Annotated in this window: 21 protein-coding genes; 13 read left to right on the top strand and 8 right to left on the bottom strand. The window is 64.6% G+C overall.

The genetic code is table 11. The features are described from left to right. Nucleotides 1-65 precede the first annotated feature (65 nt). Nucleotides 66-929, top strand: coding sequence for a DMT family transporter (locus C4K40_RS07745; protein ID WP_053135243.1), 864 nt, complete (start codon nucleotides 66-68; stop codon nucleotides 927-929). A 76-nt stretch (nucleotides 930-1,005) separates the two neighbouring features. Here C4K40_RS07745 and C4K40_RS07750 read toward each other — a convergent pair whose 3' ends face one another. Next, nucleotides 1,006-1,950 carry a LysR substrate-binding domain-containing protein gene (locus tag C4K40_RS07750; protein WP_053135240.1) on the bottom strand — a complete coding sequence of 315 codons (945 nt, stop codon included), beginning with the start codon at nucleotides 1,948-1,950 and terminating at the stop codon, nucleotides 1,006-1,008. A 252-nt stretch (nucleotides 1,951-2,202) separates the two neighbouring features. Here C4K40_RS07750 and C4K40_RS07755 point away from each other — a divergent pair, with 252 nt between their 5' ends. From C4K40_RS07755 to C4K40_RS07770, 4 genes are read left to right on the top strand one after another with little or no spacing between them, the layout of a single operon-like run. After that, nucleotides 2,203-3,528, top strand: a complete 1,326-nt coding sequence (locus C4K40_RS07755) for an MFS transporter (protein WP_053135236.1) — start codon at nucleotides 2,203-2,205, stop codon at nucleotides 3,526-3,528. Between the two features lie 31 nt (nucleotides 3,529-3,559). Beyond that, nucleotides 3,560-4,735 carry an L-rhamnonate dehydratase gene (locus C4K40_RS07760; protein ID WP_053135233.1) on the top strand — a complete coding sequence of 392 codons (1,176 nt, stop codon included), beginning with the start codon at nucleotides 3,560-3,562 and terminating at the stop codon, nucleotides 4,733-4,735. 53 nt (nucleotides 4,736-4,788) lie between these two features. Further along, a complete protein-coding gene (gene araD1, locus C4K40_RS07765; protein WP_053135229.1) occupies nucleotides 4,789-5,784 on the top strand; it encodes an AraD1 family protein in 996 nt (331 codons plus the stop codon). Between the two features lie 40 nt (nucleotides 5,785-5,824). Next, complete coding sequence (locus C4K40_RS07770) at nucleotides 5,825-7,405, top strand: aldehyde dehydrogenase (NADP(+)) (RefSeq protein ID WP_053135226.1); 1,581 nt, start codon at nucleotides 5,825-5,827, stop codon at nucleotides 7,403-7,405. Between the two features lie 19 nt (nucleotides 7,406-7,424). Here C4K40_RS07770 and C4K40_RS07775 read toward each other — a convergent pair whose 3' ends face one another. Next, nucleotides 7,425-8,318 (bottom strand): DMT family transporter, encoded by an 894-nt coding sequence (locus C4K40_RS07775; RefSeq protein ID WP_053135223.1) that lies wholly within the window; start codon nucleotides 8,316-8,318, stop codon nucleotides 7,425-7,427. A gap of 251 nt (nucleotides 8,319-8,569) precedes the next feature. Here C4K40_RS07775 and aceK point away from each other — a divergent pair, with 251 nt between their 5' ends. From aceK to C4K40_RS07805, 6 genes are all read left to right on the top strand, one after another. Then, entirely contained in the window at nucleotides 8,570-10,291 is a 1,722-nt protein-coding gene (gene aceK / locus C4K40_RS07780) for a bifunctional isocitrate dehydrogenase kinase/phosphatase (protein ID WP_053135220.1), read from the top strand. Between the two features lie 91 nt (nucleotides 10,292-10,382). Beyond that, a complete protein-coding gene (gene hrpA, locus C4K40_RS07785) occupies nucleotides 10,383-14,294 on the top strand; it encodes an ATP-dependent RNA helicase HrpA (protein WP_022642934.1) in 3,912 nt (1,303 codons plus the stop codon). A gap of 252 nt (nucleotides 14,295-14,546) precedes the next feature. After that, the gene (locus C4K40_RS07790) at nucleotides 14,547-15,668 is read left to right on the top strand and encodes a beta-ketoacyl-ACP synthase III (RefSeq protein ID WP_022642935.1); all 1,122 of its coding nucleotides are present in this window, start codon (nucleotides 14,547-14,549) and stop codon (nucleotides 15,666-15,668) included. Nucleotides 15,669-15,747: 79 nt separating this feature from the next. Beyond that, nucleotides 15,748-16,362: an RNA polymerase sigma factor gene (locus C4K40_RS07795; RefSeq protein WP_053135218.1), complete on the top strand. Its 615-nt coding sequence runs from the start codon at nucleotides 15,748-15,750 to the stop codon at nucleotides 16,360-16,362. Next, nucleotides 16,356-16,589 (top strand): anti-sigma factor, encoded by a 234-nt coding sequence (locus C4K40_RS07800; protein ID WP_022642937.1) that lies wholly within the window; start codon nucleotides 16,356-16,358, stop codon nucleotides 16,587-16,589. The genes C4K40_RS07795 and C4K40_RS07800 overlap by 7 nt, the downstream gene beginning before the upstream one ends. Before the next feature lie 350 nt (nucleotides 16,590-16,939). Beyond that, nucleotides 16,940-18,274 (top strand): OprO/OprP family phosphate-selective porin, encoded by a 1,335-nt coding sequence (locus C4K40_RS07805; RefSeq protein ID WP_022642938.1) that lies wholly within the window; start codon nucleotides 16,940-16,942, stop codon nucleotides 18,272-18,274. Between the two features lie 95 nt (nucleotides 18,275-18,369). On the opposite strand, the gene C4K40_RS07810 is transcribed toward C4K40_RS07805, so the two are convergent. Together C4K40_RS07810 and C4K40_RS07815 are read right to left on the bottom strand one after the other, a co-directional pair. Then, the gene (locus tag C4K40_RS07810; RefSeq protein WP_022642939.1) at nucleotides 18,370-18,771 is read right to left on the bottom strand and encodes a nuclear transport factor 2 family protein; all 402 of its coding nucleotides are present in this window, start codon (nucleotides 18,769-18,771) and stop codon (nucleotides 18,370-18,372) included. Then, nucleotides 18,752-20,122 (bottom strand): MFS transporter, encoded by a 1,371-nt coding sequence (locus C4K40_RS07815; protein WP_022642940.1) that lies wholly within the window; start codon nucleotides 20,120-20,122, stop codon nucleotides 18,752-18,754. The genes C4K40_RS07810 and C4K40_RS07815 overlap by 20 nt, the downstream gene beginning before the upstream one ends. 84 nt (nucleotides 20,123-20,206) lie before the next feature. Here C4K40_RS07815 and C4K40_RS07820 point away from each other — a divergent pair, with 84 nt between their 5' ends. Together C4K40_RS07820 and C4K40_RS07825 are read left to right on the top strand one after the other, a co-directional pair. Beyond that, on the top strand, nucleotides 20,207-21,115 hold the full coding sequence (locus tag C4K40_RS07820; RefSeq protein ID WP_083456953.1) for a LysR family transcriptional regulator: 909 nt from the start codon (nucleotides 20,207-20,209) through the stop codon (nucleotides 21,113-21,115). A 70-nt stretch (nucleotides 21,116-21,185) separates the two neighbouring features. Continuing rightward, nucleotides 21,186-22,310, top strand: coding sequence for a GNAT family N-acetyltransferase (locus C4K40_RS07825; RefSeq protein WP_053135215.1), 1,125 nt, complete (start codon nucleotides 21,186-21,188; stop codon nucleotides 22,308-22,310). Nucleotides 22,311-22,313: 3 nt separating this feature from the next. Here the strand turns inward: C4K40_RS07825 and aqpZ are convergent, their stop codons facing one another. The 4 genes from aqpZ to C4K40_RS07845 all read right to left on the bottom strand — a co-directional run bounded on the left by aqpZ (nucleotide 22,314) and on the right by C4K40_RS07845 (nucleotide 26,642). Then, the gene (aqpZ, locus tag C4K40_RS07830; RefSeq protein WP_053135212.1) at nucleotides 22,314-23,012 is read right to left on the bottom strand and encodes an aquaporin Z; all 699 of its coding nucleotides are present in this window, start codon (nucleotides 23,010-23,012) and stop codon (nucleotides 22,314-22,316) included. 338 nt (nucleotides 23,013-23,350) lie between these two features. Further along, nucleotides 23,351-25,183 carry an ABC transporter ATP-binding protein gene (locus C4K40_RS07835; RefSeq protein WP_022642944.1) on the bottom strand — a complete coding sequence of 611 codons (1,833 nt, stop codon included), beginning with the start codon at nucleotides 25,181-25,183 and terminating at the stop codon, nucleotides 23,351-23,353. Between the two features lie 88 nt (nucleotides 25,184-25,271). Then, nucleotides 25,272-25,835 (bottom strand): peptidylprolyl isomerase, encoded by a 564-nt coding sequence (locus tag C4K40_RS07840; protein WP_022642945.1) that lies wholly within the window; start codon nucleotides 25,833-25,835, stop codon nucleotides 25,272-25,274. Nucleotides 25,836-25,838: 3 nt separating this feature from the next. After that, nucleotides 25,839-26,642, bottom strand: coding sequence for an alpha/beta fold hydrolase (locus C4K40_RS07845; RefSeq protein WP_022642946.1), 804 nt, complete (start codon nucleotides 26,640-26,642; stop codon nucleotides 25,839-25,841). Between the last annotated feature and the right edge of the window lie 20 nt (nucleotides 26,643-26,662).

The raw sequence follows: 26,662 nt of genomic DNA on the forward strand, positions 1-26,662 counted from the left end.
TGAAAAAACACTACTGAACTTCAGCTCCGGCTGAATTGGCTTCTTGCCTGACTACAGGTGGTTTCATGTTGCTCATTTCGAAAAAGTCCGCTTTTGCGGCGGCCTCCACGAGTCTGTTCGTCCTGCTCTGGAGCAGCGGCGCGATCTTCTCCAAATGGGGGCTGGCCCATGCCTCGCCCTTCGCCTTCTTGCTGGTGCGCTTCGCCATTGCCCTGGCCGGCCTGGTGCTGCTGGTGCCGCTGCTCAAGCTGCGCTGGCCCAGGGGCCGCCGGGCCATGGGGTTTGCCGTGGCCACGGGCCTGGTGCTGCTGGGCGCCTACCAGATCTTCTACATCCTGGCCCTGGACCTGAAGGTCACCCCCGGGGTGATGGCCACCATCATGGGGGTGCAGCCGATCCTCACCGTGGTGCTGATGGAGCGCCAGCGCTCCTGGAGCCGTCTGTTCGGCCTGGGCCTGGGGCTCGCCGGCCTGATCATGGTGGTGTACCAGGGCATCGGCCTGGCAGGCATCTCGATCTCCGGCATGCTCTGCGGCCTGCTGGCCCTGGTGAGCATGACCGCCGGCTCGATCATGCAGAAACGCATCACCGATAACCCGCTGGGTACCCTGCCGGTGCAATACCTGGCCGGGCTGTTGTTGTGTGCGTTGTTCGTGCCGTTCCAGCCGTTCCACTTCGAATACGACGCAGGCTTTCTGATCCCGGTGCTGTGGATGGGGCTGGTGGTTTCGGTGCTGGCCACCTTGCTGCTGTACCGCCTGATCGCCCAGGGCAACCTGGTGAATGTCACCAGCCTGTTCTACCTGGTGCCGGCGGTGACGGCGCTGATGGACTACCTGATCTTCGGTAATCGCCTGGCGCTGCTGAGCCTGTTCGGCATGGGCCTGATCATCGTCGGGCTGGTGTTCGTGTTCCGCAAGAGCGCCTGATCGAGGCGCACCGGCCGGGTGCAATGCCCGGTCGCAGGCAGTGGCGAGGGAGCTTGCTCCTTCGCCACGCCACCCTTCAGCTACGCATGGGGGCCTGCTCCTGGCGTACGGCATCCATGAAGGCCTGCATCGCCGATGACTGGATCCGCTGGCGCCGGGTGATCAAGCCAAAGGGCGGCAGGCGCGCTTGGAACTGGATCGGCAGGACAGCCAGCAGGTGCCGGCCGGGATAGTCCTCGACCACCGAGACCGGGGTGACGCCGATCATGTCTGTCTGCTGGACCAGGGACAGCAGGGTCATGATCGAGGTGGTCTCGACGATGCTGCTGGGAATATCGACCCGGGCGTTGTGGAACACCTGGTTGACGATCGAGCGCATGGGGCTGGGATGCTGCTGCAATACCCAGGTCTGCTCCTGCAATTGCGCCCAGTCCAGTTGCGTGGCTTGGGCCAAGGGGTTGCGGGCTCCGGCGATCACGCACAGTGCTTCTTCACCAAGGCTGTCGAACAACAGTTCCTCGGCCCGCGCTCCAGCTGGAATCCTCCCCAGGACGACATCCAGTTGCTCCTGCAGCAAGGCTTGCACCAGGACGTCGCTGGTATCCACCTGGATGCTCATGGACAGCCGTGGATGGCTTTGCTTGAGGGTGGCGATGGTCCGGGTCAGCAGTCCCGAGGCCAGGGCCGGAATGGCACCGACCGTGACCCGACCCAGGTTGCCCGATTCCAGGGACACCAGTTCCTCACGCATGCCGCTGAGCTCGGCGAAGACCATTCGCGCGTAATAGATCACCGTTTCGCCGAACGGTGTGGCGCGCATTCCCCGTGGCAGCCGCTCGAACAGCTCGACGCCCAGCAGGGTTTCGGCCTCGTGGAGCATCTTGGTCGCCGCGGGCTGGGTCATGCCGATGTGCTCGGCGGCACGGCGCAGCGAGCCGAATTCCTGCAAGGCGAGCACCAGCCGCAGTTGCCGCAGGCGCAGGCGGCTGTGAATCAGATGGGCATCGGGAATCCTGGTCATGGGCGGCTCTTGGTCGGTGGATGGGGCGATCCCAAGCTATCCGATAACCCTAACTGCTAACAAATGCAGATTAGTGATTACCTGGGGTTATCAGCGGATGCCCATAAGTGATTAGCCGGCGCTCGACCGGCTGGCTACAGTCGGTTCACCCCTTGAGCTGTTGCCAAGCCGCTGTCTTCAAGGGGCGCACAACTACAAAAAGCCGCCTTGTCCCTTGCGCAAGGCACTGACCGGCATTCAAGGAACATCGACATGACTCGTCCAGACCCTGCCCTGGTACTTGCCAGCGCCATCTCCAAAAGTCGGCTGCGCTTGCTGCCCTTCCTGATCCTGATGTACATCCTGGCCTTCATCGACCGTTCCAATGTCGGTTTCGCCAAGGCCGCGCTGCAGGCGGATACCGGCTTGGGTGATGCTGCCTTCGCGTTCGGCGCGAGCATATTCTTCATCGGTTATGCGTTCTTCGAGGTGCCCAGCAATTTCATGCTGCACCGTCTCGGCGCCCGGGTCTGGCTGTGTCGGATCATGGTCACCTGGGGCCTGGTGTCGGCGGCGATGATGTTCGCCCACGATGCCCAGACCTTCTATGTGCTGCGTTTCCTGCTAGGGGTGGCCGAGGCCGGATTCTTCCCGGGCATCATCCTCTACCTCACTTACTGGTTTCCGGCCCAGAGCCGTGGCCAGGCCCTGGGGTTGTTCTATTTCGGCCTGCCCCTGGCCCTGGTGCTGGGTAGCCCGCTGTCGGGCTGGCTGCTGGAGTTCCACGGCATATTCGGCTTGACCAACTGGCAGTGGCTGTTCGTGGTCGAAGGCTTGATGGCATCGGTAGTGGGAGTCGCTGCCTATTTCTACCTGGTCGACCGCCCGGCCGATGCTCGCTGGCTGGACGCGGCGCAGAAGCAGGCTCTGCAAGCCGCCCTGGCCGAAGAAGATGCGCGCAAGCAGCACAGCAGCCCCCATGGTTTCTTCAGCGCCTTGCGCAATCCGCGCGTGCTGCAGTTCTGCCTGGCCTACTTCACCATCCAGATGAGCGTTTATGGGGTGGTGTTCTACCTGCCGACCCGTATCGCCGGATTGCTGGACGGTCACGTGGGCTTGAGCGTCGGCCTGATCACGGCGATTCCCTGGATCTGTGCGCTGCTGGTCACCCGCCTGGTGACCCGGCATGCCGACCGCAGTGGCCAGCATCGGCGCCTGGCGGTGCTGATGCTGAGCATGGCCGCCATCGGGATCGCCGCTTCGGCCCTGGGCAGCAGCATGGTCGCGGTGGTCCTGGCGTTCTGCTTTGCCGCATCCGGCTTCGTCGCCGTGCAGCCGCTGTTCTGGACCATTCCCACCGGTTATCTCAGCGGTGCCGCGGCGGCGGGAGGGATTGCCCTGGTCAACTCGATCGGCAACCTCGGCGGTTTCGTCGCTCCCAATCTCAAGACCCTGACCGAAGCCCAGTTCGCCGACCCCCGTGCCGGAATGTTCGCCCTGGCCCTGGTGGGCATTCTCGGCGCCATCCTGCTCTTGCGCCTCAGTGCCCGGCCCGTCGAAGGCTCCACCGAGCAATTGGCTCCGGCCCGGCTCGACTGATCATTACCCAAGCCCTGACAAGGACCCCCGCATGAAAATCAAAGCGATCCGTACCCGTGTCTTCGAATGGAAAGGCAAGGTCGTGCCCCCCAAGGCGCACTTCTGCACCAACGCCTCGGACATCCTGTTCGAGCGCGGCGACGCCATGGGCTCGTTCCGTTTCCACGGCTGGCTGGTGGTGGAAGTGGAAACCGACAACGGCCTGGTGGGTATCGGCAACTGTGCCCTGGCGCCGCGTGTGGCCAAGCAGGTCATCGATACCTACCTGGCACCGCTGGCCATAGGCGAGGACCCTTTCGACAACGAATACATCTGGCAGAAAATGTATCGCCAGAGCCATGCCTGGGGACGCAAGGGCATCGGCATGGCGGCGATCTCGGCGATCGATATCGCCATCTGGGACATCATGGGCAAGGCCGTGGGCAAGCCGGTGTTCAAGCTGTTGGGCGGACGCACCAAGGAGCGGATCTGGACCTATGCGTCCAAGCTCTACGCCAACGATGACCTCGACCTGTTCCTGGAAGAGGCCCAGGGCTACCTCAACCAGGGCTTCGATGCCTTGAAGATGCGCTTCGGCTACGGCCCGAAGGATGGGCCGGCAGGCATGCGCCGCAACATCGAACAAGTGCGCGCCTTGCGGGAACTGGCGGGACCGGATGTCGACATCATGCTCGAGTGCTATATGGGCTGGACCCTGGAGTACGCCCGGCGCATGTTGCCCAAGCTGGCCGAATTCGAGCCGCGCTGGCTGGAGGAGCCGGTGATCGCCGATGACCTGGAAGGCTACGTCGAGCTGAAGAAGATGGGCATCATGCCGATCTCCGGCGGCGAGCACGAGTTCACCTCCTACGGCTTCAAGGAGTTGCTGGAGCGGCGTGCCGTCGACGTGATCCAGTACGACACCAACCGAGTCGGTGGCATCACCGCGGCGCGCAAGATCAACGCCCTGGCCGAGGCCTGGTCGGTGCCGGTCATCCCCCATGCCGGCCAGATGCACAACTATCACCTGACCATGTCCAGCACCGCCTCGCCCATGGCCGAGTTCTTCCCGGTGTTCGATGTCGAGGTCGGCAACGAGCTGTTCTATTACGTGTTCAAGGGCGAGCCGCAGCCGGTGGAAGGCTATATCCAGCTCGACGACCACAAGCCGGGCCTGGGCCTGGAGATCTGTGAAGACCATCTCGGCGAATTCAACATCATCGAATAAGCCTCGGCAGCCGTCCGTGGACGGCTGCCGCCATGACATCCAGGAGGACGGGCATGCGCCTGATTCAGTTTGAGAACGATGCCGGCCAGCGCCAGGTCGGTAGGGTCGAAGGCGACCGGGTCCACGTTTTGCGCAATACCGCCAGCACTCGCGAGCTGGCCCTGGCGGCGATCGACAACGAGTGCGGCCTGCTGCAAGAAGCCCAAGCCCGTGGTAGCGACAGCAGCCTCGACTATCCCCGGTTGCTGGAGCAGGGGCGCCTGCTGCCGCCGCTGGACCATCCAGACCCGGCCCACTGCCTGGTCAGTGGTACTGGCCTGACCCACCTGGGCAGTGCAGCCGCCCGGGACAAGATGCACCAGCAGCAGGCCCAGGGCGATGCCGGTATCACCGACACCATGCGCATCTTCAAATGGGGCCTGGAAGGTGGCAAGCCGCTGGCCACGGAGGTGGGAGCGCAGCCGGAATGGTTCTACAAGGGTGATGGCAGCATCGTCGTGCGGCCCGGCGGCGACTTTCCGGTGCCGCCCTTCGCCGAGGATGCGGGCGAGGAACCGGAGTTGACCGGCCTCTACGTGATAGGTGCCGATGGCCGGCCCTATCGCCTGGGTTATGCCCTGGGCAACGAGTTCTCCGACCATGTGATGGAGCGGCGCAACTACCTGTACCTGGCCCATTCCAAGCTGCGCTATTGCGCCTATGGTCCTGAGTTGCGGGTGGGTGCATTGCCGGGCCACTTGGCCGGAACCAGCCGGGTGCTGCGTGACGGCAAGGTGCTCTGGGAGCAGGAATTCCTCAGTGGCGAGGACAACATGTGCCACAGCCTGGCCAACCTCGAGTATCACCATTTCAAGTACGCCCAGTTCCTGCGTCCTGGCGATGTCCATGTGCATTACTTCGGCACTGCCACCTTGTCCTTTGCCGACGGCATCCGGCCCCGGCCCGGCGACCGTTTCCAGATCAGCCTCGAGGCATTCGGCGCCCCGCTGGAGAACGGCATCGGCGAAGGCCCGCGTCCGGTGGCGGCGGGCCAGGTTCGTGGCTTGTGACTTTCAATTGCCGGCCGTGGCGGCCGGCCAGGGAGACCCAATGACTTCATCGTCCGGATACAACTACATCGGTGGCACCCGCAGTGCCCGGGGCCATGTCCAGTTGCAAAGCCTCGACGCCCAGACCGGGCAAGCCCTGCCAGGCGTCTTCTACCAGGCCACCGAGGAGGAGGTGGATGCCGCGGCCCGGGCGGCAGCCGGCGCTTGCACCGAATATCGCGATCTTGGCCCTGAACAACGGGCCTTGTTCCTCGACGCCATCGCCGCAGAGCTGGAAGGCCTGGGTGCCGACTTCATCGCCACGGTATGCCGGGAAACCGCCTTGCCCACGGCGCGTATACAGGGCGAACTGGGGCGTACTTGCGGCCAGTTGCGGTTATTCGCCAAGGTCCTGCGCCGTGGTGATTATCTCGGGGCGCGGATCGATCGCGGCCAGCCCCAGCGCCACCCCCTGCCACGGCCCGACCTGCGCCAGTACCGCATTGGCCTGGGACCGGTAGCGGTGTTTGGCGCCAGCAACTTTCCCCTGGCGTTCTCCACCGCCGGCGGCGATACCGCGGCAGCCCTGGCCGCCGGTTGCCCGGTGGTATTCAAGGCCCACAGTGGACACATGGCGACCGCCGAATGGGTGGCCGATGCGATCATCCGTGCGGCACAGCGCTGCCGGATGCCCGACGGAGTGTTCAACATGGTCTATGGCGCCGGGGTCGGAGAGTGGCTGGTCAAGCACCCGGCCATCCAGGCCGTGGGCTTCACCGGTTCCCTCAAGGGCGGCAATGCCCTGTGCCAGATGGCGGCGAACCGACCACAGCCGATCCCGGTGTTCGCCGAGATGTCGAGCATCAACCCGGTGATCCTGCTGCCCGAGGCATTGCAGGCGCGTGGCTCGCAGATCGCCGCTGAGCTGGCAGGTTCGGTGACCCAAGGCTGTGGCCAGTTCTGTACCAATCCGGGACTGATCATTGGCCTGCGCTCCACGGCCTTCAGCTCGTTCCTTGAGCAGTTGGTCGCGCAGATGAACCGGCAGCTGCCACAGACCATGCTCAATAGCGGCACCCTGGCCAGCTATTGCCGGGGCGTGCAGGCCCTGTCGCAGCACCCGCAGGTACGGCGGCTGGCGGGCCAGGCACAGCAGGGCGACCAGGCGTGCCCGCAGTTGTTCCAGGCCGATGCGAGCCTGCTGCTGGAGGGCGATGGCTTGTTGCAGGAAGAGGTCTTCGGGCCGGCCAGCATCATCATCGAAGTGGCCGATATGGCCGAGCTGGCCATGGCCCTGCAGGGCTTGCGTGGACAGTTGACCGCGACCCTGATCGGCCAGGAGCAGGAGTTGCTGGCGCAGCGTTGGCTGAGCGACAGCCTGCAAGAGAAGGTCGGCCGTCTGCTGATCAATGGATATCCCACCGGTGTCGAGGTTTGCGAGGCCATGGTCCACGGCGGACCCTATCCGGCAACTTCGGACCCACGGGGAACTTCGGTGGGTACCCTGGCCATCGAGCGCTTCCTGCGCCCGGTGTGCTTCCAGAACTACCCCGATGCGCTGTTGCCCGGGGCTTTGCAGGATGCCAACCCATTGGGTATCCGCCGTTTGGTGGACGGAGAGCCCAGCAGCGCCGCTCTTTGAAGGCGGATGCCCGGCGATCTCAGGCCGCGGTCTTCGCCGCTGGCCTGAGGACCAGCCACAAGGCCGCGGCGATCAGCACCCCGCCATACAGATGGCCCATGGACAGCGGCTCGTCCAGCAACAGGGCACCCCAGAGCACGCCGAACGGCGGGATCATGAAGGTCACGGTCATGGAGCGCACCGGGCCGATGGAGCTCAGCAGGCGGAAGTACAGGACATAGGCGAAGGCAGTGCAACCCAGGCCCAGGCCCAGCAACGACAGCCAGACACTTACGCCGCCCCAGCTGGCCGGTGGCTGGCTCAGGGCGCTGTAGGCGAACAGCGGCAACAGGAACAGCGTGGCGCCGAGCATGCTGCCCAGGGCCGAGAGGCGGCTGTCCAGGCCCCCGGCCTGGTCCAGCCAGCGCCGTGCGAGGAAGCCGGCGAAGCCATAGCAGGTGGTGGCCAGCAGGCAGGACAGGGCGCCGAGCGCCAGTTCATGGTCGAAGGCCACCGGCCCGGCGCGGCTCAGGATGCCGACCCCGAGCAGCCCCAGGAACACGCCGGCGAGCTTGGCCGGGGTCAGGCGCTCATGGAAGAACAGGCCGCCGATCAGCACCCCCATCAGCGGCGTGGTGGCGTTGAAGATCGCCGAGTAACCGGCAGGCAGCACCAGGGCCGCCACCGAGTACAGGGTGGCGGGCAGCCCCGAGTTGATCACGCCCAGCAGCAGGACGGTCTTGAACTTGCCGTGGAAATTCCAGCTGACGCGCATCAGCGCCAGCATGGCCAGCAAGCCGACGGCGGCGATCGACACACGAAAGAAGGCCGTGGGCACGCTGCCCAGGACCGGGGCGATGATGCGCATGAACAGAAAGCTCGCGCCCCAGATGGCGGCTAGCGACAACAGGCGCAACAGATCGACAGGTCTCACGGAAAGTTCCTTGGGTGGCAGGGCGGGAATCTTGCCCAGCGCGGGTGGGCATGGCAAACCTTATTGGTGCACGGGCCGGGCCAAGCCTGCACTCCGATTGTTGCGTTCGATTGTCGTGCCGGATTTTCCCGGGGCCGATCTCTGGCGACCGATACAGGGCGAGGCGACCGTCGGGTCACAAAAATGCGCTTCTCCTCGGGCCATTGCAGTGGCTAAGCTCAGGCAATCCAAATTCCCGTAGAGGTCTTCCTATGCCGCAGTCATGGCCCGCCGCCGACATCGCTCGAATCATCCTGAGTGGCTTCGACGACTACCGCGACAACTTCCGCCGGATCGCCGATGGCGCCCGGCATCGCTTCGAACAAGCGCAATGGCAGGAAGCGCAGAGGGCCTCCACCGCGCGGATCAACCTCTACGAGGAGAAGGTCGGGGAAACCGTGGCCCGACTGCACCAGGCCTTCAGCGACGAGGTGCTGATGGACGTCAGCCAATGGCCGCTGGCCAAGAGCGCCTGCATCGGCATGATCGACCTGCGCCTGGACGATGAACTCTCCGAGACCTGGTACAACTCGATCTTCTGCGGGCTGTTCAGCCATGACCTGATCAGCGACGGCTGCATGTTCATCCATACCACCCGGCCCAGCCTGCGCCGCGCCCGGGCTGCCCAGACCCGCAGCTATACGCCTCGGGGCGAGCTGTCGAGCATGCTCAGGCAGATATTCACCGACTACCGCTTCAGCGTGGACTACGCCGACCTGTCCGGGGATATGCGGCGTTTGGAGGCGCAACTGCGCGAGAACCTGCCGGATTGGGTCTGCAAGGACCCGGAGCTGACCGTGGAGCTGTTTTCCTCGGTGCTCTACCGCAACAAGGGCGCCTACCTGGTGGGGCGCATCTATACCCACGAGGAGCAGTGGCCGCTGGTGATCCCGCTGCTGCACCGCGAAGGCCGGGGCATCCAGGTCGACGCGCTGATCACCGACGAGGCCGAGGTCTCGATCATCTTTTCCTTCACCCGTTCCTACTTCATGGTGGATGTATCGGTGCCGGTGGAGTTCATCGGGTTCCTCAAGCGCATCCTGCCGGGCAAGCACGTCGCCGAGCTGTACACCTCTATCGGTTTCTACAAGCACGGCAAGTCGGAGTTCTACCGGGCGCTGATCAACCACCTGGCCAATACCGACGATCGTTTCATCATGGCGCCCGGGGTCCGCGGGATGGTCATGAGCGTGTTCACCCTGCCGGGCTTCAACACCGTGTTCAAGATCATCAAGGACCGCTTCTCGCCGTCCAAGAACGTCGACCGGGCCACGGTGATCGAGAAGTACCGGTTGGTGAAGAGCGTCGACCGGGTAGGGCGCATGGCCGATACCCAGGAGTTCGCCGACTTCCGCTTCCCCCTGTCCAAGTTCGATCCGGCCTGCCTCGAGGAGCTGCTGGAGGTGGCGCCGTCCACCGTGGTGGTGGAGGGCGATACGGTGCTGATCCGCCACTGCTGGACCGAGCGGCGCATGACCCCGCTCAACCTCTACCTGGAGCACGCCAACGAAGCCCAGGTGCGCGAGGCCCTGGAAGACTACGGCCTGGCCATCAAGCAACTGGCGGCGGCCAATATCTTCCCAGGCGACATGCTGCTGAAGAATTTCGGGGTCACCCGCCACGGCCGGGTGGTGTTCTACGACTACGATGAAATCAGCTACCTCACCGAGGTCAATTTCCGCCATATCCCGGCGCCGCGCACGCCAGAGGACGAGATGGCGTCCGAGCCCTGGTACTCCATCGGCCCCCACGATGTGTTCCCCGAGGAGTTCCCGCCGTTCCTGTTCGCCGATATCGGCCAGCGCCGCCTGTTCGACCAGTTGCACGGCGAGCTGTACAACGCCGATTACTGGAAGGGACTGCAGGACGCGATCCTCGCCGGCAAGGTGATCGATGTCTTCCCGTACCGGCGCAAGGGGCGCGACGAGGAATAACGCGGCGAAAGGCCGTCACAAGCTGCAAGCTAAAAGCGCCAAGCTGCGTTAACCTTGCGGCTTTTCGCTTGAAGCCAGTCGCTGCTTTCCCATGACCGACCAATCGCCTGCTATCGACCAACTACTGAAAAACCTCGATCAAGCCATGCTCGCCGACCGCCACCGGTTGCGTCGGCAGCTGCTCGAACTGCGCAAGAAGCCCGACGAGGCCAAGCTCGCCCAGTGGCTGGAGCGGATGCAGGCTTCGTGCAACCTGGTGACGGCGCGGCGCGACAGCGTGCCCACTATCCGCTACGACGACAGCCTGCCGATCGCCGCCAAGCGCGACGAGATCAAGGACGCGCTGCTCAAGCACCAGGTGCTGATCATCGCCGGCGAGACCGGTTCGGGCAAAACCACCCAGTTGCCCAAGATCTGCCTGGAGATCGGCCGCGGCCAGCATGGCCTGATCGGCCATACCCAGCCCCGGCGGATCGCCGCCCGCAGCGTTGCCAGCCGGGTCGCCGAAGAACTGGCCACGCCCCTGGGGGCGCTGGTGGGTTACCAGGTGCGCTTCGAAGACCAGAGCGATGCCAACACCCTGGTCAAGCTGATGACCGACGGCATCCTGCTGGCGGAAACCCAGAACGACCGTTTCCTCGAGCGCTACGACACCATCATCGTCGACGAGGCCCACGAGCGCAGCCTGAACATCGACTTCCTCCTGGGCTACCTCAAGACCCTGCTGCCACGGCGCCCTGACCTCAAGGTGATCATCACCTCGGCCACCATCGACCTGGAGCGCTTCTCCAAGCACTTCGACGATGCCCCGATCGTCGAGGTCTCCGGTCGTACCTTCCCGGTGGAAACCTGGTACCGGCCCTTGACCCTGGAGCAGGACGAGGATGGCAACCGCGTCGAGGACGACCTGACGGTGGACCAGGCGATCCTCGCCACCCTGGACGAGATCGCCGCCCATGAGCGCAGCGAGCGCCGCAGCCCCGGCGATGTGCTGGTATTCCTGCCGGGCGAGCGGGAAATCCGCGATGCCGCGGAAATGCTGCGCAAGGCCCAGCTCAAGCACACCGAGATCCTGCCCTTGTACGCGCGGCTGTCGCCGGCCGAACAGCAGCGCATCTTCCAGTCCCACCCGGGACGGCGGGTGGTGCTGGCGACCAACGTCGCCGAGACTTCGCTGACGGTGCCTGGCATTCGCTATGTGATCGACAGCGGCACCGCGCGCATCAGTCGCTACAGCTACCGGGCCAAGGTTCAGCGCCTGCCCATCGAGGCCGTTTCCCAGGCCAGCGCCAACCAGCGCAAGGGCCGTTGCGGTCGGGTCGAGCCGGGCATTTGCGTGCGCCTGTACAGCGAAGAGGATTTCCTCGGACGGCCGGAGTTCACCGATCCGGAGATCCTGCGGACCAACCTGGCGGCGGTGATCCTGCAGATGCTCCACCTGCGCCTGGGTGAAATCACCGCGTTCCCCTTCATCGAGCCGCCGGACGGCAAGGCCATCAGCGACGGCTTCAACCTGCTGCAAGAACTCTCGGCGGTGGATCGCAACAGCCAGCTGACGCCCCTGGGCCGGCAGCTGGCGCGTTTGCCGGTGGACCCGCGCATGGGCCGCATGCTGCTGGAGGCGGCGCGCCTGGGCAGTCTCCAGGAAGTGCTGATCGTCGCCAGTGCGATGTCGATCCAGGATCCGCGCGAGCGCCCACCGGAGCGCCAGCAGGCGGCGGACCAGGCCCATGCCCAGTGGAAGGACGCCGACTCGGACTTCGCCGCGCTGGTCAACCTGTGGCGTGGTTTCGAAGAACAGCGCCAGGCCCTGACGGCCAGCCCGCTGCGTAACTGGTGCCGCAAGAATTTCCTCAACTACCTGCGCCTGCGCGAGTGGCGCGACGCCCATCGCCAGTTGAGCCTGATCTGCCGTGACTTGCAGTTGAGCCTGAACAAGGAACCGGCGGACTACCAGAAACTGCACAAGGCGGTGCTGGTGGGCCTGCTGAGCCAGATCGGCCAGAAGACCGAGGATGGCGACTACCTGGGCGCCCGCCAGCGGCGCTTCTGGATCCACCCGTCCTCGGGCCTGGGCAAGAAACGCCCGCAGTGGCTGATGACCGCCGAGCTGGTGGAGACCACCAAGCTCTATGCGCGCATGGTGGCCAAGATCGAGCCGGACTGGATCGAACCCCTGGCCGGGCACCTGGTGAAGAAGAACCACTTCGAACCCCATTGGGAAAAGAAGCGCGGTCAAGTGGTGGCCTATGAACAGATCACCCTGTTCGGCCTGATCGTGGTCGGCCGCCGGCCAGTGCACTACGGCCCGGTGGACCCGGTGGTATCCCGCGAGCTGTTCATCCGCGAGGCCCTGGTGCGGGGCGAGATCCAGTCCAAGGCCAAGTGCCTGACGGCCAATACCCAGTTGCTGGAGCAGCTCGATGCCCTGGAGGCCAAGGCTCGGCGCCGGGACATCCTGGCGGATGAGGAAACCCTGTTCGCTTTCTACGACGCACGCTTGCCGGCACAGATTCACCAGACCGCCACCTTCGACAGCTGGTACCGGGTCAACAGCCAGAAAGACCCGCAACTGCTGATCATGCGCGAGGAAGACGTGCTGGCCCGCGAGGCCAGCGAAGTCACCGCCAGGCAGTACCCGGACACCCTGCATATCGGCGACCTGGAGCTGGCCCTGAGCTATCACTTCGAGCCCAACCATCCCCGCGATGGCGTGACCCTGCGGGTGCCGGCGCCGCTGTTGCCGGCGTTGCCTGCCGAGCGCCTGGAATGGCTGGTGCCGGGCTTGATCGAGGCCAAGTGCATCGCCCTGGTACGCAACCTGCCCAAGGCCCTGCGCAAGAACTTCGTGCCGGTGCCGGACTTCGTCAAGGCGGCCTTGCAGCGCATGGACTTTGCCGACGGCTCGCTGCCCCAGGCCCTGGGGCGCGAGTTGCTGCGCATGACCGGCGCGCGGGTCAGCGACGAAGCCTGGAGCGAATCCGCGCAGCAGGTGGAAAGCCACTTGCGGATGAACCTGGAAATCGTCGATGCCCAGGGCAAGTTCCTCGGCGAAGGCCGGGACCTGGCCGAACTCACCGCGCGCTTCGCCGAGGCCAGCCAGGCTGCCCTGGCGGTGCCGCAGACCGCCAAGAGCCAGCAGCCGGTGGAAGCCAAGGTGTTCGCCGCGGTGGCGCAGAAGACCCAGCAGAAGATCGCCGGGTTGTCGATGACGGTCTATCCGGCCCTGGTGGAAGAAGCCGGGACGGTCAAGGAAGGGCGCTTCTCCACCGCTGCCGAGGCCGAGTTCCAGCATCGCCGGGCCTTGCAGCGCTTGCTGTTGCAACAGTTGGCCGAGCCGGCCAAGTTCCTGCGCGGCAAGCTGCCGGGGCTCACCGAACTGGGCCTGTTGTACCGCGAGCTGGGGCGGATCGAGGCCCTGGTGGAAGACATCCTCCTGGCCAGCCTCGACAGCTGCATTCTCGACGGCGAGGCCAGCCTGCCCCGGGATGGCGCTGGCCTGGCTTCCCTGGCCGAACGCAAGCGTGGTGCCTGGACCGAACATGCCGAGCGCCTGGCCCGCCTGACGCTGGAGATCCTCAAGCTCTGGCACGGCCTGCAGAAGCGCTTCAAGGGCAAGATCGACCTGGCCCAGGCGGTGGCCCTCAACGATATCAAGGCCCAGCTCGGCAACCTGGTGTACCCGGGCTTCGTCCGCGAGACTCCGGCCCTGTGGTTCAAGGAGCTGCCGCGCTACCTCAAGGCGGTGGAGCTGCGGTTCGACAAGCTGGGCAGCCAGGTGCAGAAGGACCGGGTGTGGAGCACCGAGCTCGCCGGGCTCTGGGCCCAGTACCAGGCCCGGGCCCAGAAGCACGCCCAGGAAGGCAAGCGTGACCCGCAGCTGGAACTGTACCGCTGGTGGCTGGAAGAGTACCGGGTATCGCTGTTCGCCCAGCAATTGGGGACCAAGGTGCCGATCTCCGACAAGCGCCTGAACAAGCAGTGGAGCCAGGTGGAGGCTTGATCCATGCAGGCCCGGCTCCCCGGAGCCGGGCTCCGTCGATCTTGCAATTGCGGCGAAACGCCAGAGGTTATGGCAAACTTCGCCGTCATAAATGCCGGCCCCGGCAGCCTGTACTCCAGGCGACCCGGGCGAAGCGGAATAAAGCGATGCCAGGAAAGCGCTCCAGCACAGGCTGAGCTGCGGGGCGCTCCCTTTACGGTTTGGCACGAGGGTGCCAATACCTTCTGCCTCATACACACTAGAGGAACGACCGTGCATAACGTCGTCATCAGCGGCACCGGCCTGTTTACCCCGGCCAACAGCATTTCCAACGAAGAGCTGGTGGAGTCCTTCAACACCTACGTCCACCAGTTCAACAGCGACAACGCCGCCGCCATCGAGCGTGGCGAGGTGCAGGCCCTGACCGAATCCAACGCCGCCTTCATCGAAAAAGCCTCGGGCATCAAGAGCCGCTTCGTCATGGACAAGGACGGCATCCTCGATCCGCAACGCATGACTCCACGCCTGCCGGAACGCTCCAACGACGAGTGGTCGGTGCTCTGCCAGATGGCCGTGGCCGCCGCCGAGCAAGCCCTGCAACGGGCCGGTCGCACTGCCGCCGACATCGACGGGGTGATCGTCGCCTGCTCCAACCTGCAGCGCGCCTACCCGGCCATCGCCATCGAGGTCCAGGCCGCGCTGGGTATCCAGGGTTTTGGTTTCGACATGAACGTCGCCTGTTCCTCGGCCACCTTCGGCATCCAGGCCGCCTGCAACAGCGTGCAGCTGGGCCAGGCCCGGGCGATCCTGATGGTCAACCCGGAAGTCTGCACCGGGCACCTGAACTTCCGCGATCGCGACAGCCATTTCATCTTCGGCGATGCCGCCACCGCGGTGGTCATCGAGCGTGCCGACCAGGCCACCTCGGCCCACCAGTTCGAGATCGTCAGCACCAAGCTGCTGACCCAGTTCTCCAACAACATCCGCAACAACTTCGGCTTCCTCAACCGCACGGCGGAAGAAGGCATCGGTGCCCGGGACAAGCTGTTCGTGCAGGAAGGCCGCAAGGTATTCCGTGACGTCTGCCCGATGGTAGCCGAGCTGATCGCCGCCCACCTGGAAGAAAACCAGCTCAACGTCAGCGACGTGAAGCGTTTCTGGCTGCACCAGGCCAACCTCAGCATGAACCACCTGATCGTCAAGAAACTGCTGGGCCGCGAGGCTACGCTGGAAGAGGCTCCGGTGATCCTCGATACCTATGCCAACACCAGTTCGGCGGGGTCGGTGATCGCTTTCCACAAGTACCAGGACGACCTGGCCAGTGGTGCCCTGGCGGTGCTCAGCTCCTTCGGCGCGGGCTACTCCATCGGCAGCGTGCTCCTGCGCAAGCGTTGATCGGCGCGGGCCGGGTGTGGCGCGAGGCGCCTGCGAGGCGTCACACCCGGGCAACCCCGCATGATTGAACGAGGCACGAATGGCTGCTGTTGATGACACGCAACTGCTCAAGCGCCTTCTGGCGGGCGAACAGAGGGCTTTCAAGGAACTGGTCGGTACCTACCAGAGCGCCATGCGCGCGGTAGCCTACGCCATCGTCGGCAACCGGCACGCCGACGAGGTGGTGCAGGATGCCTGGCTTTCGGTGGTACGCAACCTGTCGGGCTTCCAGGGGCGTTCCAGCCTCAAGACCTGGCTGCTGACCATCACCGCCAACGCGGCCAAGGGCCGCTACAAGCAGAATCGCCGCGAAGTCCTGCTCGATGACCTGCCCGCGCCCCATGGCACGGTGGGCGACGAGCGGTTCTCCTCCAGTGACGGCCACTGGCTGGTGGCGCCCTTCGCCTGGCACGAGGACACCCCCGAAGCGCTGCTGACCGAAGCCGAGCTGCGAGATTGCCTAGAGCACACCTTGCTCAGTCTCTCCGAGCTACAAGGCAGCGTGCTGAAGCTGCGTGAGCGCGAGGGATTGGAGCTCGAGGAAATCTGTAATCTTCTGGGGATCACCCTGTCCAATGTCCGGGTACTGCTGCACCGGGCGCGGTTGAAGGTGTTCGCCACGGTGGAGCATTTTGAGGAAACCGGCCAATGCTGACCTGTAAGGAACAAGTGGCGCGCTCCAGCGATTATCTCGATGGCCAATTGAGCTTTCGCGAACGCTTGATGGTTCGCCATCACCTGCTGTTCTGCCCCAATTGCCGGCGTTTCATTCGCCAGATGCGCCTGCTGCAGGCCACCTTGCGCGTGTTGCCGGAACCACCGCTGGAAGGTCTCGACGAGCTGGCCGAACGCCTGGCCGCCGAGAGTAAACGCGAGCGCTGAGCGCCATGAAGCCGCGGATGTCGCCAGACATCCGCCGCGATGTTTTTCTGCCTGTTCCTGCCAGGGAGTCACGTTCGTGATTCCCTCTCCCGTCGTGCTCGCTGCGCGGTGGTCCGCACAAAAATAACCATTTCGTCATCTTCGGCATTGTCCCTGAAAACAGCCGCAAACCGCTCTAGGACGGGCCTTTTGCCTTATTTCTTTTCGAAGTAAAAAAGTTCCTCTGTAATCAAATCTTTATTTTCCAGCAACCTGGCTGAAATCCTCGAACCCCAAGATTCCCCCCGACACCAGCGGCCCAGTCCGCGTGTTTTCCAACGCTACAGACCACCAATTAGGGGAACTCTTCGATGATCCGTAAGCACTTCGCCGGTTTTGCCGCCAGCGCCCTGGCCCTGGCAGTGACCGCCCAGGCTTTCGCTGGCACCGTCACCACCGACGGCGCCGATATCGTAGTCAAGACCAAGGGCGGCCTTGAGGTTGCTACCACCGACTCCGCCTTCAGCTTCAAGCTGGGCGGTCGCCTGCAAGCCGACTATGGCCGTTTCGACGGGTTCTATACCAAGAATGGAAACAGCGGTGACGGCGCCTACTTCCGCCGCGCCTATCTGGAATTGGGCGGTACCGCCTACAAGGACTGGAAATACCAGATCAACTACGACTTCTCCCACAACTCCGGTTCTTCCGATGATGGTTACTTCGACGAAGCGACCATTTCCTATGTGGGCTTCAAGCCGGTGACCATCCGCGCCGGTCGTTTCGACCAGGACTTCGGCCTGGAGAAAGCCACCAGTTCCAAGTGGATCACCGCCATGGAGCGTAACGCCGCCTACGAGCTGGCCGACTGGGTCAACTCCCACGAGAACGGCATGGGCCTGCAGGTCAGTTCCGTGGTGGCCGACATGGCCTACCTGTCCGGTAGCGTGTCCGCCAAGGACATCAACGACAGCGACGGCGACAGCGTCAAGCAGTTCAACGCCCGTGCGGTGTTCGCCCCGATGCACGAAACCGGCAACGTCCTGCACTTCGGCCTGGACTTCGCCAGCCGCGATCTTGGCGATACCGCCTTCGACTCGCGGATCCGCCCGCGTCTCGGCGTGCGTGGTATCGCCACCAATGGCGGCAACGATGCCGGTGCCAACGGCAACCGCGCTACCTTCGGCGGCGGTGCCGGCCTCAACGCTTCGAACCTGACCGCTGCTGGCGCCTACGACAACGACCGGGTGTTCGGCGGTGAATTCGCTTTCGCCAGCGGTCCGTTCTCGGCCCAGGCCGAATACCTGACCCGCAAGATGAAGGCCGACAGCGCCTCCTACAAGGACGTCAAGGCCACCGGCTTCTACGGCCAACTGGCCTACACCCTGACCGGCGAGTCCCGCGTGTACAAGCTCGATGGCGCCAAGTTCGACACCATCAAGCCCGAGAACAAGCAGTACGGTGCCTGGGAAGTGTTCTACCGCTACGACAACATCAAGGTCGATGACAAGAACATCGTGACCTCCACCGCGACCCGCGAAGTGGGCGATGCCAAGGCCAACATGAACACCATCGGCGTCAACTGGTATGCCAACGAGGCGATCAAGGTTTCCGCGAACTACATCAAGGTCAACACCGACAAGATCACCAACAGCGTTGGCGACGACAGCGGCGATGCCCTGGTAGCCCGCGTGCAGTACGTGTTCTAAGGCTGTCGCAACAAAGTCGAGCTCTTTCTCATCCGTTATAGCTCCTCTCGTTTTGACCCCGCCCTGGCGGGGTTTTTTTTGCCTGTCGGCCAGGCTCAGGGACAGTTGGTTTCATGCAGGTAGAGCCACTGCGCCGAGTCGCCCTGGATGCGGATCAACGCCAGGGACAGGCGCGCTGTCGCCACTTGATCCAGGCGATGGGTCTCCTTGTAGCGAATCGCCGCGCACTGGCCTTCCTGCCATACGCAGCGCAGGTCGCTGACCTCGATCTGCAAGCCTTGGCGGGCGCCCAGGGCGCCGCGAAACAGCTGCTCGACCTGCTCGCGATCGGCCATGGTTCCGGCGGTGGTGACCATCTGGAAGTCCTCGGCCAGCAGTGCCATGACCTGTTCGATCGGTGCCGCGCCGTCGCCCTGGGAGTGAGTGAAGACGCCATGGATCAACTGGTGGATCTGGTGAACGCTGTGCAGTGCCTGTTTAACGATCGACTGGTGCATGAAGGACCTTCTTCGGTGGGGTGAGCTTGCCGAGCAGCGGCAGGATGAGCAGGCCGGCCAGGGCGGCCAGCAGCAGGCTCAGGTGAAAGGCGCTGGTGGCCGGGACATGCCCGAGCAACAGGTTGTAGAGCATCAGCAACCAGGCGGCGCCGAGGCTGAAGGCCATCTGCCGGTTGATGTTCCAGATCACGCTGGCCTGGTGTGTGTCGCTGCCGCTGAAGTCCAGCAGGGCGGTGGTCTGCGCGGTATTGGCGCCGGCGCCGCCGCCCAGGCCCATGAGCAGGTAGGCACCGATGAGCAATGGCAGGTCGCGGCTCGAGTCGACCCAGCACAAGGTGGCGATACCGGCGCTGTGTAGCACCAGGGCGATGGCGAACAGCCGGGCGGCGCCGAGCTTGTTGTAGAAGCGCCCGCAGGCCAGCATCGCCAACAGCGCGCCGGCGGCGTAGAGCAGCATAAACATCCCGCTGTGCCGGGCGCTCAGGTGCAGGTTGTCCTGGAGAAAGAACAGGCTCAGCAGGTTGACCCCGGTGAAGATCCCGGGAATGGCGTGGTAGATCGCCACCGACAGGCCGAGGCGGACATTGCCCAGCAGGCGCAGGTCGACGATGGGCTGTGGATTGCGCCGGCAATGCCAGCGGTATGCCAGGGCGAACGCCAGGCCGCCGGCCAGGCAGGCTAGGGCCTGCTGGGTCGGATATCCGCTGCCGTACAGCGACATGCCCAGGAGCAGTCCGGCCAGGGCGCCGCTGACCAGCAACAGGCCGCGCAGATCCGGGCGCCTGGCCACCTGGCGGTCTTCATTGGCGATCCAGCACCAGGCCAGCAGCGCGGTCAGTAGCGACAGGGGCAGGCTGGCGAAGAACACCCAGCGCCAGGAGCCCAGGTCGACGATGGTTCCGCCCAGGGTCGGCGACAGCGCCGGCGCCAGCAGCGCCACCGCCATCACCAGGGTCGAGATCCGCGCCCGCTGCGAGCCCTGGAACAGGTTGAAGGTCAGGGCCTGCCCGAGGGGGATCAACAGGCCGCCGGCCATGCCCTGGAGCAAGCGCCAGGCCACCAGTGGCAGGAAGCCTTCGGCCAGCCCGCAGAACAGCCCGGCGAAACTGAACAGCAGCATCGAGGCGGCGATGACCTGGCGGTTGCCCAGGCGTGCCGCCAGCCAGGGGCTGATGGGGATTACCAGGGTCAGGCCGAGGATGTAGGCGTTGGCCACCCAGGCCACGCTGGCGCTGGAAACCTGCAACTGGGTGGCGATGCTGGGCAGCGCCACCGCCGACATGAAGATGTTCACGCAATCGATGAAGAAGCCGAGGAGGAATACCACCGCCACTTTATATCTGTAGGTCATGCCGCCTCCCGTTTTGCCCGCAGCTTAGGGAGCCTGGGCCGAGCCTGTCGAGGCGCCTATACTTGATTCATTGTTCTAGGAAATTTGACAGTGAACGAGAACCTGCACGGCCAGTTGCACCGGATCCAGACCTTTCTCGCGGTGGTGGACTTTGCCTCCTACACCCGTGCCGCGGATTACCTGGGAATCAGCAAGGCCATGGCCAGCCTGCATATCAAGACCCTGGAGCAAGTGCTGGCGACGCCCTTGCTGACCCGGACCACGCGGCATATCGCCCTCACGGAGACCGGCCAGGATCTCTACGATGAATTCAAGGGAATTGTCGCCAATATCGATACGGCCTTCGACAACGTGCTGCATGGGCGCAACCGGGTGTCGGGCAAGCTGCGCATCAGCTCCACCGCGGAATACGCCCAGGCCTTCATCCTGCCGCTGCTGCCGCTGTTCACCGCGCGTTATCCCGAGGTGCGCCTGAGTTATCACTTCAACTCGTCGTTGAACGACCTGGTGGCGGAGAAGCTCGACCTGGTGATCCGCCTTGGGCACCTGGTCGACTCGGGGTTCAAGGGCCGCCAATTGGCGGACTACGGCATTGTCCTGGTGGCCAGCCCGGGGTTGCAGGAGAGCCTCGCCGTGAGCCGCCCCGAGGAGTTGGCGAACTGCCCCTGGATCGGCAACAGCAACCTGGGCGGGCCGCCGGGCTGGACCTTCAGCCACCCGCGCCGGGGCGAGGTGCAGGTGCGGGTCACGCCCGGGCACGAGTCGAACTCGGCGTCGGCGATCCGCGCCATGGCCCTGGGCGGGATGGGCCTGGCGGTGTTGCCGGAGTGGCTGGTCCTGGGCGACCTGGGCGAGGGACGGCTGGTACGGGTGCTGCCCGACTACAGCCTGGCCCGGCAGCCGGTCCATGTGCTGTTTCCCAACAGCCCGCACTTGCCGCGCAAGTCCCGGGTGTTCATCGACTTCCTGGCCGAGCACCTGGGCCCTGCCTGAGTGTCTCGGCGCGGCCGTCGATGGGGGGATATACTCGGCGGGTCGTTCGAGCTGACTCCCGGGGAACCTGATGCCGCTGCAATCCTTGAACAGCCTTTCCGCCGTCGATCCCGTGCAATGGGATGGACTGCTCAAGGATGGGCAACCCTTCGTCCGCCACGCCTTTCTCAGTGCTCTGGAAGACAGCGGCAGCCTCGGGCCACGTTCCGGCTGGCAAGCCGAACACCTGCTGCATGTGGAAGATGGCCGGCTGCTGGCGGCGCTGCCCAGCTATCGCAAGTGGCACTCCTACGGTGAATACGTGTTCGACCATGGTTGGGCCGAGGCCTGCGAGCGAGCTGGCATCGACTACTACCCCAAGTTGCTCAGCGCGGTGCCGTTCAGCCCGGTGAGCGGTGCGCGGGTGCTGGCGGCGACCCAGGCCGACGCGCTGGAGCTGCTCAAGAGCTTGCCCGGCTACCTGGAGATCGAGGGGCTATCCAGTGCCCATGTCAATTTCACCGACGACTTCAGCGACCAGGCCCTGGAGCGCCAGGCGGACTGGATGCTGCGCCTGGGCTGCCAGTTCCACTGGCACAATCGCGGCTATCGGGATTTCCAGGACTTCCTCGATACCCTGAGTTCGCGCAAGCGCAAGCAGATGCGCAAGGAGCGTGAGCAGGTGGCGGGGCAGGGCATGGACTTCCAGTGGCTGGAGGGGGCCGAACTCAGTGAGGCGCAGTGGGACTTCGTCTATGCCTGCTACGCCAACACCTATGCGGTGCGCCGCCAGTCACCCTACCTGACCCGCGACTTCTTCAGCCTGCTGGCCGAACGCATGCCCGAGGCGATCCGCGTGGTCCTGGCCTGCCAGGGCGGGCGGCCGGTGGCCATGGCTTTCAGCCTGATCGGGGGCGGCAGTTTCTATGGGCGCTACTGGGGCTGCCTGGCGGAGCTCGACCGCCTGCATTTCGAGACGTGCTTCTACCAGGGCATGGACTATGCGATCGCCCATGGGCTGCAGCGCTTCGACGCCGGAGCCCAGGGCGAGCACAAGCTGATTCGCGGTTTCGAGCCGGTGCTCACCCGCTCCTGGCATTACCTGCGCCATCCCGGGTTGAAGACTGCGGTGCAGGATTTCCTCCAGCGTGAGCGGGCCGGCGTCCAGGCCTATGCCGAACAGGCCAGGGACGCCTTGCCCTACCGCCAGGCCTGAGCCTCAGCGGTTTTCCTGGCCCAGCCAGCGGTAGACCAGGCCACCGACCACCGCGCCGAGGATCGGCGCCAGCCAGAACAACCACAATTGCTGCAGCGCCCAGCCACCGACGATCAAGGCCGGGCCGGTGCTGCGGGCCGGGTTGACCGAGGTGTTGGTCACCGGGATCGAGATCAGGTGGATCAGGGTCAGCGCCAGGCCGATGGCGATGGGCGCAAGCCCCGCCGGGGCGCGTTTGTCGGTGGCGCCGAGGATGATCACCACGAACATGCCGGTCATCACCAGTTCGCAGACCAAACCCGCAGCCAGCGAATAGCCGCCGGGCGAGTGCTCGCCATAACCATTGGCGGCCAGCCCCGAGGCCAGCTCGAAGCCGGGCTTGCCACTGGCGATGAAGTACAGCAACGCCGCGGCGATCACTGCGCCGATCACCTGGGCCACCACGTACGCCGGCAGTTCCCTGGCCGGGAAGCGTCCACCCACCACCAGGCCCACGGATACGGCGGGGTTGAGGTGGCAACCGCAGATATGGCCGATGGCGAAGGCCATGGTCAGGACGGTCAGGCCGAAGGCCAGGGCGACCCCCAGCAGGCCGATGCCGACATCGGGAAAGGCCGCCGCGAGTACGGCGCTGCCGCAACCGCCCAACACCAGCCAGAAGGTACCGAGCATTTCAGTCATGGAACGCTTGAACAACGACATGGGAGAGTCCTTGATAGGTCGACCTATCAACGCGCTACAGCTGTTATGCATCCAGCAGATTAACTACAGGTTTCGCTCCGCAACCTAGGCTCAGTACAGCAGGCTTTGGCGGCAATTCCACCCGCCCATGAAAAACGCCAGGCCCCGTGGGCTGGGGCTCTGGCGTCTTTTCGGGGTGTTGTGCAGACCCTGTAGCCGCTGCTGGGCCTGCGAAGCTGCGCCAGGGCCCGCAGGGCCTTCCAGCGGTGGTGGTGGCTACCCGATCTTGCGGCCGCCGCGCGCCCGTACGCAGCCTGCGGCAGCGGCTACACCAACCACCTGTAGCCGCTGCTGAGCACTCAGTCGATGCCGACGAAGCCGCCGGTCTGGTGTTGCCACAGCCGCGCATACAGGCCGCCGTGGGCCAGCAGTTCGGCATGGGTGCCGGTTTCGGCGATGCGGCCCTGTTCCAGCACTACCAGGCGGTCCATGCGGGCAATGGTGGAGAGCCGGTGGGCAATGGCGATCACGGTCTTGCCCTGCATCAGGGTCTCCAGGCTTTCCTGGATCGCCGCTTCGACTTCCGAGTCCAGGGCCGAGGTGGCTTCGTCCATGATCAGGATCGGCGCGTCCTTGAGCAGCACCCGAGCGATGGCGATGCGCTGGCGCTGGCCGCCGGACAGCTTGACCCCGCGCTCACCCACGTGGGCGTCGAAGCCGGTGCGGCCCTGGGCGTCGGACAACAGCGGGATGAACTCGTCGGCCCGGGCCTTGTGCACGGCTTCCCAGAGTTCCTCGTCAGTGGCGTCGGGACGTCCGTAGAGCAGGTTGTCACGGATCGAGCGGTGCAGCAGCGAGGTGTCCTGGGTGATCATGCCGATACGCTCGCGCAGGCTTTCCTGGGTCACCCCGGCGATGTCCTGGCCGTCGATCAGGATCTGTCCGCCCTGCAGGTCGTAGAGGCGCAGCAGCAGGTTGACCAGGGTCGACTTGCCTGCCCCGGAGGGGCCGATCAGGCCGATCTTTTCCCCGGGACGGATGTGCAGGTTGAGATCGCTGATGACCTTGTTGGCCTTGCCGTAGTGGAACTCGACATGCTCGAAGTTCACCCCGCCTCGGGTCACTTCGAGCTTGGGTGCCTGTTCGCGGTCGGTCAGTTGCAGCGGCTGGGCGATGGTCTGCAGGCCGTCCTGGACCATGCCGATGTTCTCGAAGATGCCGTTGATCACCCACATGATCCAGCCGGACATGTTGACGATACGGATCACCAGGCCGGTGGCCAGGGCGATGGCCCCGGCGCTGATCAGCGACTGGCTCCACAACCACAGGGCCAGGCCCGTGGTGCCGGCGATCAACAGGCCGTTGAGGGTGGTGATGGTGACGTCCATGGAGGTCACCACGCGACCGGCCAACTGACTCTTCTCGGTCTGTTCGGCGATGGCCTCGCGGGCGTAGCTCTGCTCGAAATGGGTATGGGCGAACAGCTTCAGGGTGGCGATGTTGGTGTAGCCGTCGACGATCCGCCCCATGAGCTTGGAGCGGGCGTCGGAGGCATCCACCGAGCGTTTCTGGATACGCGGCACGAAGAACCGCATGGCGCCGATGAAACCGACGATCCACAACAGCAGCGGGATCATCAGGCGCCAGTCGGCATCGGCGAACAGCACCAGGGCGCCGACCGCGTAGATGGTCACGTGCCACAGGGCGTCGATCACCTGCACCGAGGAGTCCTGCAGCGAGTAGCCGGTCTGCATGATGCGCTGGGCGATGCGCCCGGCGAAGTCGTTCTGGAAGAAGTTCAGGCTCTGGCGCAGCACGTAGCTGTGGTTCTGCCAGCGGATCAGGCTGGTCATGCCCGGGGTGATGGTCTGGTGCATCAGCAGGTCGTGCAGGCCCACCATTAGCGGGCGCAGCAACAGCGCCACCACCGCCATCCAGGCCAGTTCCAGGCCATGGTCGCTGAAGACCTGGACGCTGGGCGTGCCCTGGGCCAGGTCGATGATGGTGCTCAGGTAGCTGAACAGCGACACCTCGATCAGGGCCACGAACAGGCCGACCACCAGCAGGGCGACGAAGCTGGGCCAGACTTGCTTGATGTAGTGGAAATAGAAGGGCAGGACCCGGTTGGGCGGGGCGGTCGCGGGGGTGTCGCGGAAGATATCGATCAGTTGTTCGAAACGACGATAGAGCATGGGGTCTGCAGCCCGTTGTACGGGCTCTCCTGTGCTATAGCGGACGGGGCGCCGGGTAGGGCGCCGCCGTCGGGGACAGGCTGCGTGATCAGTCGATGCGCTTGGCCGACTTGATCAGTACCGGGTCGACCGGGACGTTCTGCATGCCTTGCTTGGTGGTGGTCTGGGAGTTGACGATCTGGTCCACGACTTCCATGCCGTTCACCACCTTGCCGAATACCGCGTAGCCGGCATCGCGGCCCGGATCGAGGAAGGCGTTGTCGGCGACGTTGATGAAGAACTGGCTGGTGGCCGAGTTGGGGTTCGAAGTCCGAGCCATGGCCAGGGTGCCGCGCACGTTGTGCAGGCCGTTGGAGGCTTCGTTCTTGATCGGGTCACGGGTGTCCTTCTGCACCATCTGCGCGGTGAAGCCACCGCCCTGGACCATGAAGCCGGGGATCACCCGGTGGAAGATGGTGTTGGAGTAGAAGCCGCTGTCGACGTAGTCGAGGAAGTTCTTGCTGGAGACCGGCGCCTTGACCGGATCCAGTTCGATCTCGATCTTGCCGAAGCTGGTGTCCAGCATGACGTGGGGTGCCTTGGCCGGTTGCGCTGCCATCAGGTTGGCGGCGAAGAGTACGGAACCGGCGACGAGGGCGATTTTTTTCAACATGGGTCAGTGATCCTGGGTGGTGGTGTCGACTGTATTGATGAAGTGCAGCAGGGTCTGGTTGAAGCGCTGCGGTTGGTCAAGCGGTGTGGCGTGCCGGGAGTCCTCGATCACCACCAGCTGCGCGTGCGGCAGCAGTTTGACGTAAGCCTCCTTGAGCGCCACCGGGGTGTAGTCGTGGTCGGCGCTGACGACCAGGGTTGGACAGGTGATACGGCCCAGGCGTTCCTGGACTCCCCAGCCGACGATGGCGTCGAAGCTGGCGAGATAAGCACGTTTGTCGTTTCTTGCCCAGCGTTCGGCCATCTTCTGCCGCAACTCGGCTTGCTCGGGCTTGGGAAACAGTCGCTGGCCCAGGGCCTTGCCGATGGCCGCCATGCTCAGCAGCCGGGACATGCTCCAGCGCTTGAACCACTGCCAATAGTCGTCGGCCGAGCGCAGCTTGACCTCGGGCGCGCTGTTGACGATGCACAGGCTCTTGAACAGGTGCGGCTGGTCCACTGCCAGCTGGAAGCCGATCATGCCGCCCATGGACAGCCCGACATAGTGCACCGGCCCCAGGCCCAGGTGTTCGACCAGGGCCATGAGGTCGGCGGCAAATCCAGGGATGCTGTAGCGCTCCCGGGGCTTGTCGGAGCGGCCATGGCCGCGTACGTCCGGGATGATCAGGCGATAGCGGGTCGCCAGTTCCGGGACCTGCTTTTCCCAGTCCTGGGCGCTGGAACCCAGGCCGTGGACCAGCAGCAGGGGCTCGCCCCGGCCGTATTCTTCGTAGTGCAGGGTGCAACCTTCATGCTCGAAATACGCCATGGCAGAACTCCTTGTTCTGG

The organism is Pseudomonas sp. CMR5c, assembly GCF_003850545.1.
Classification (GTDB): Bacteria; Pseudomonadota; Gammaproteobacteria; order Pseudomonadales; family Pseudomonadaceae; genus Aquipseudomonas; species Aquipseudomonas piscis.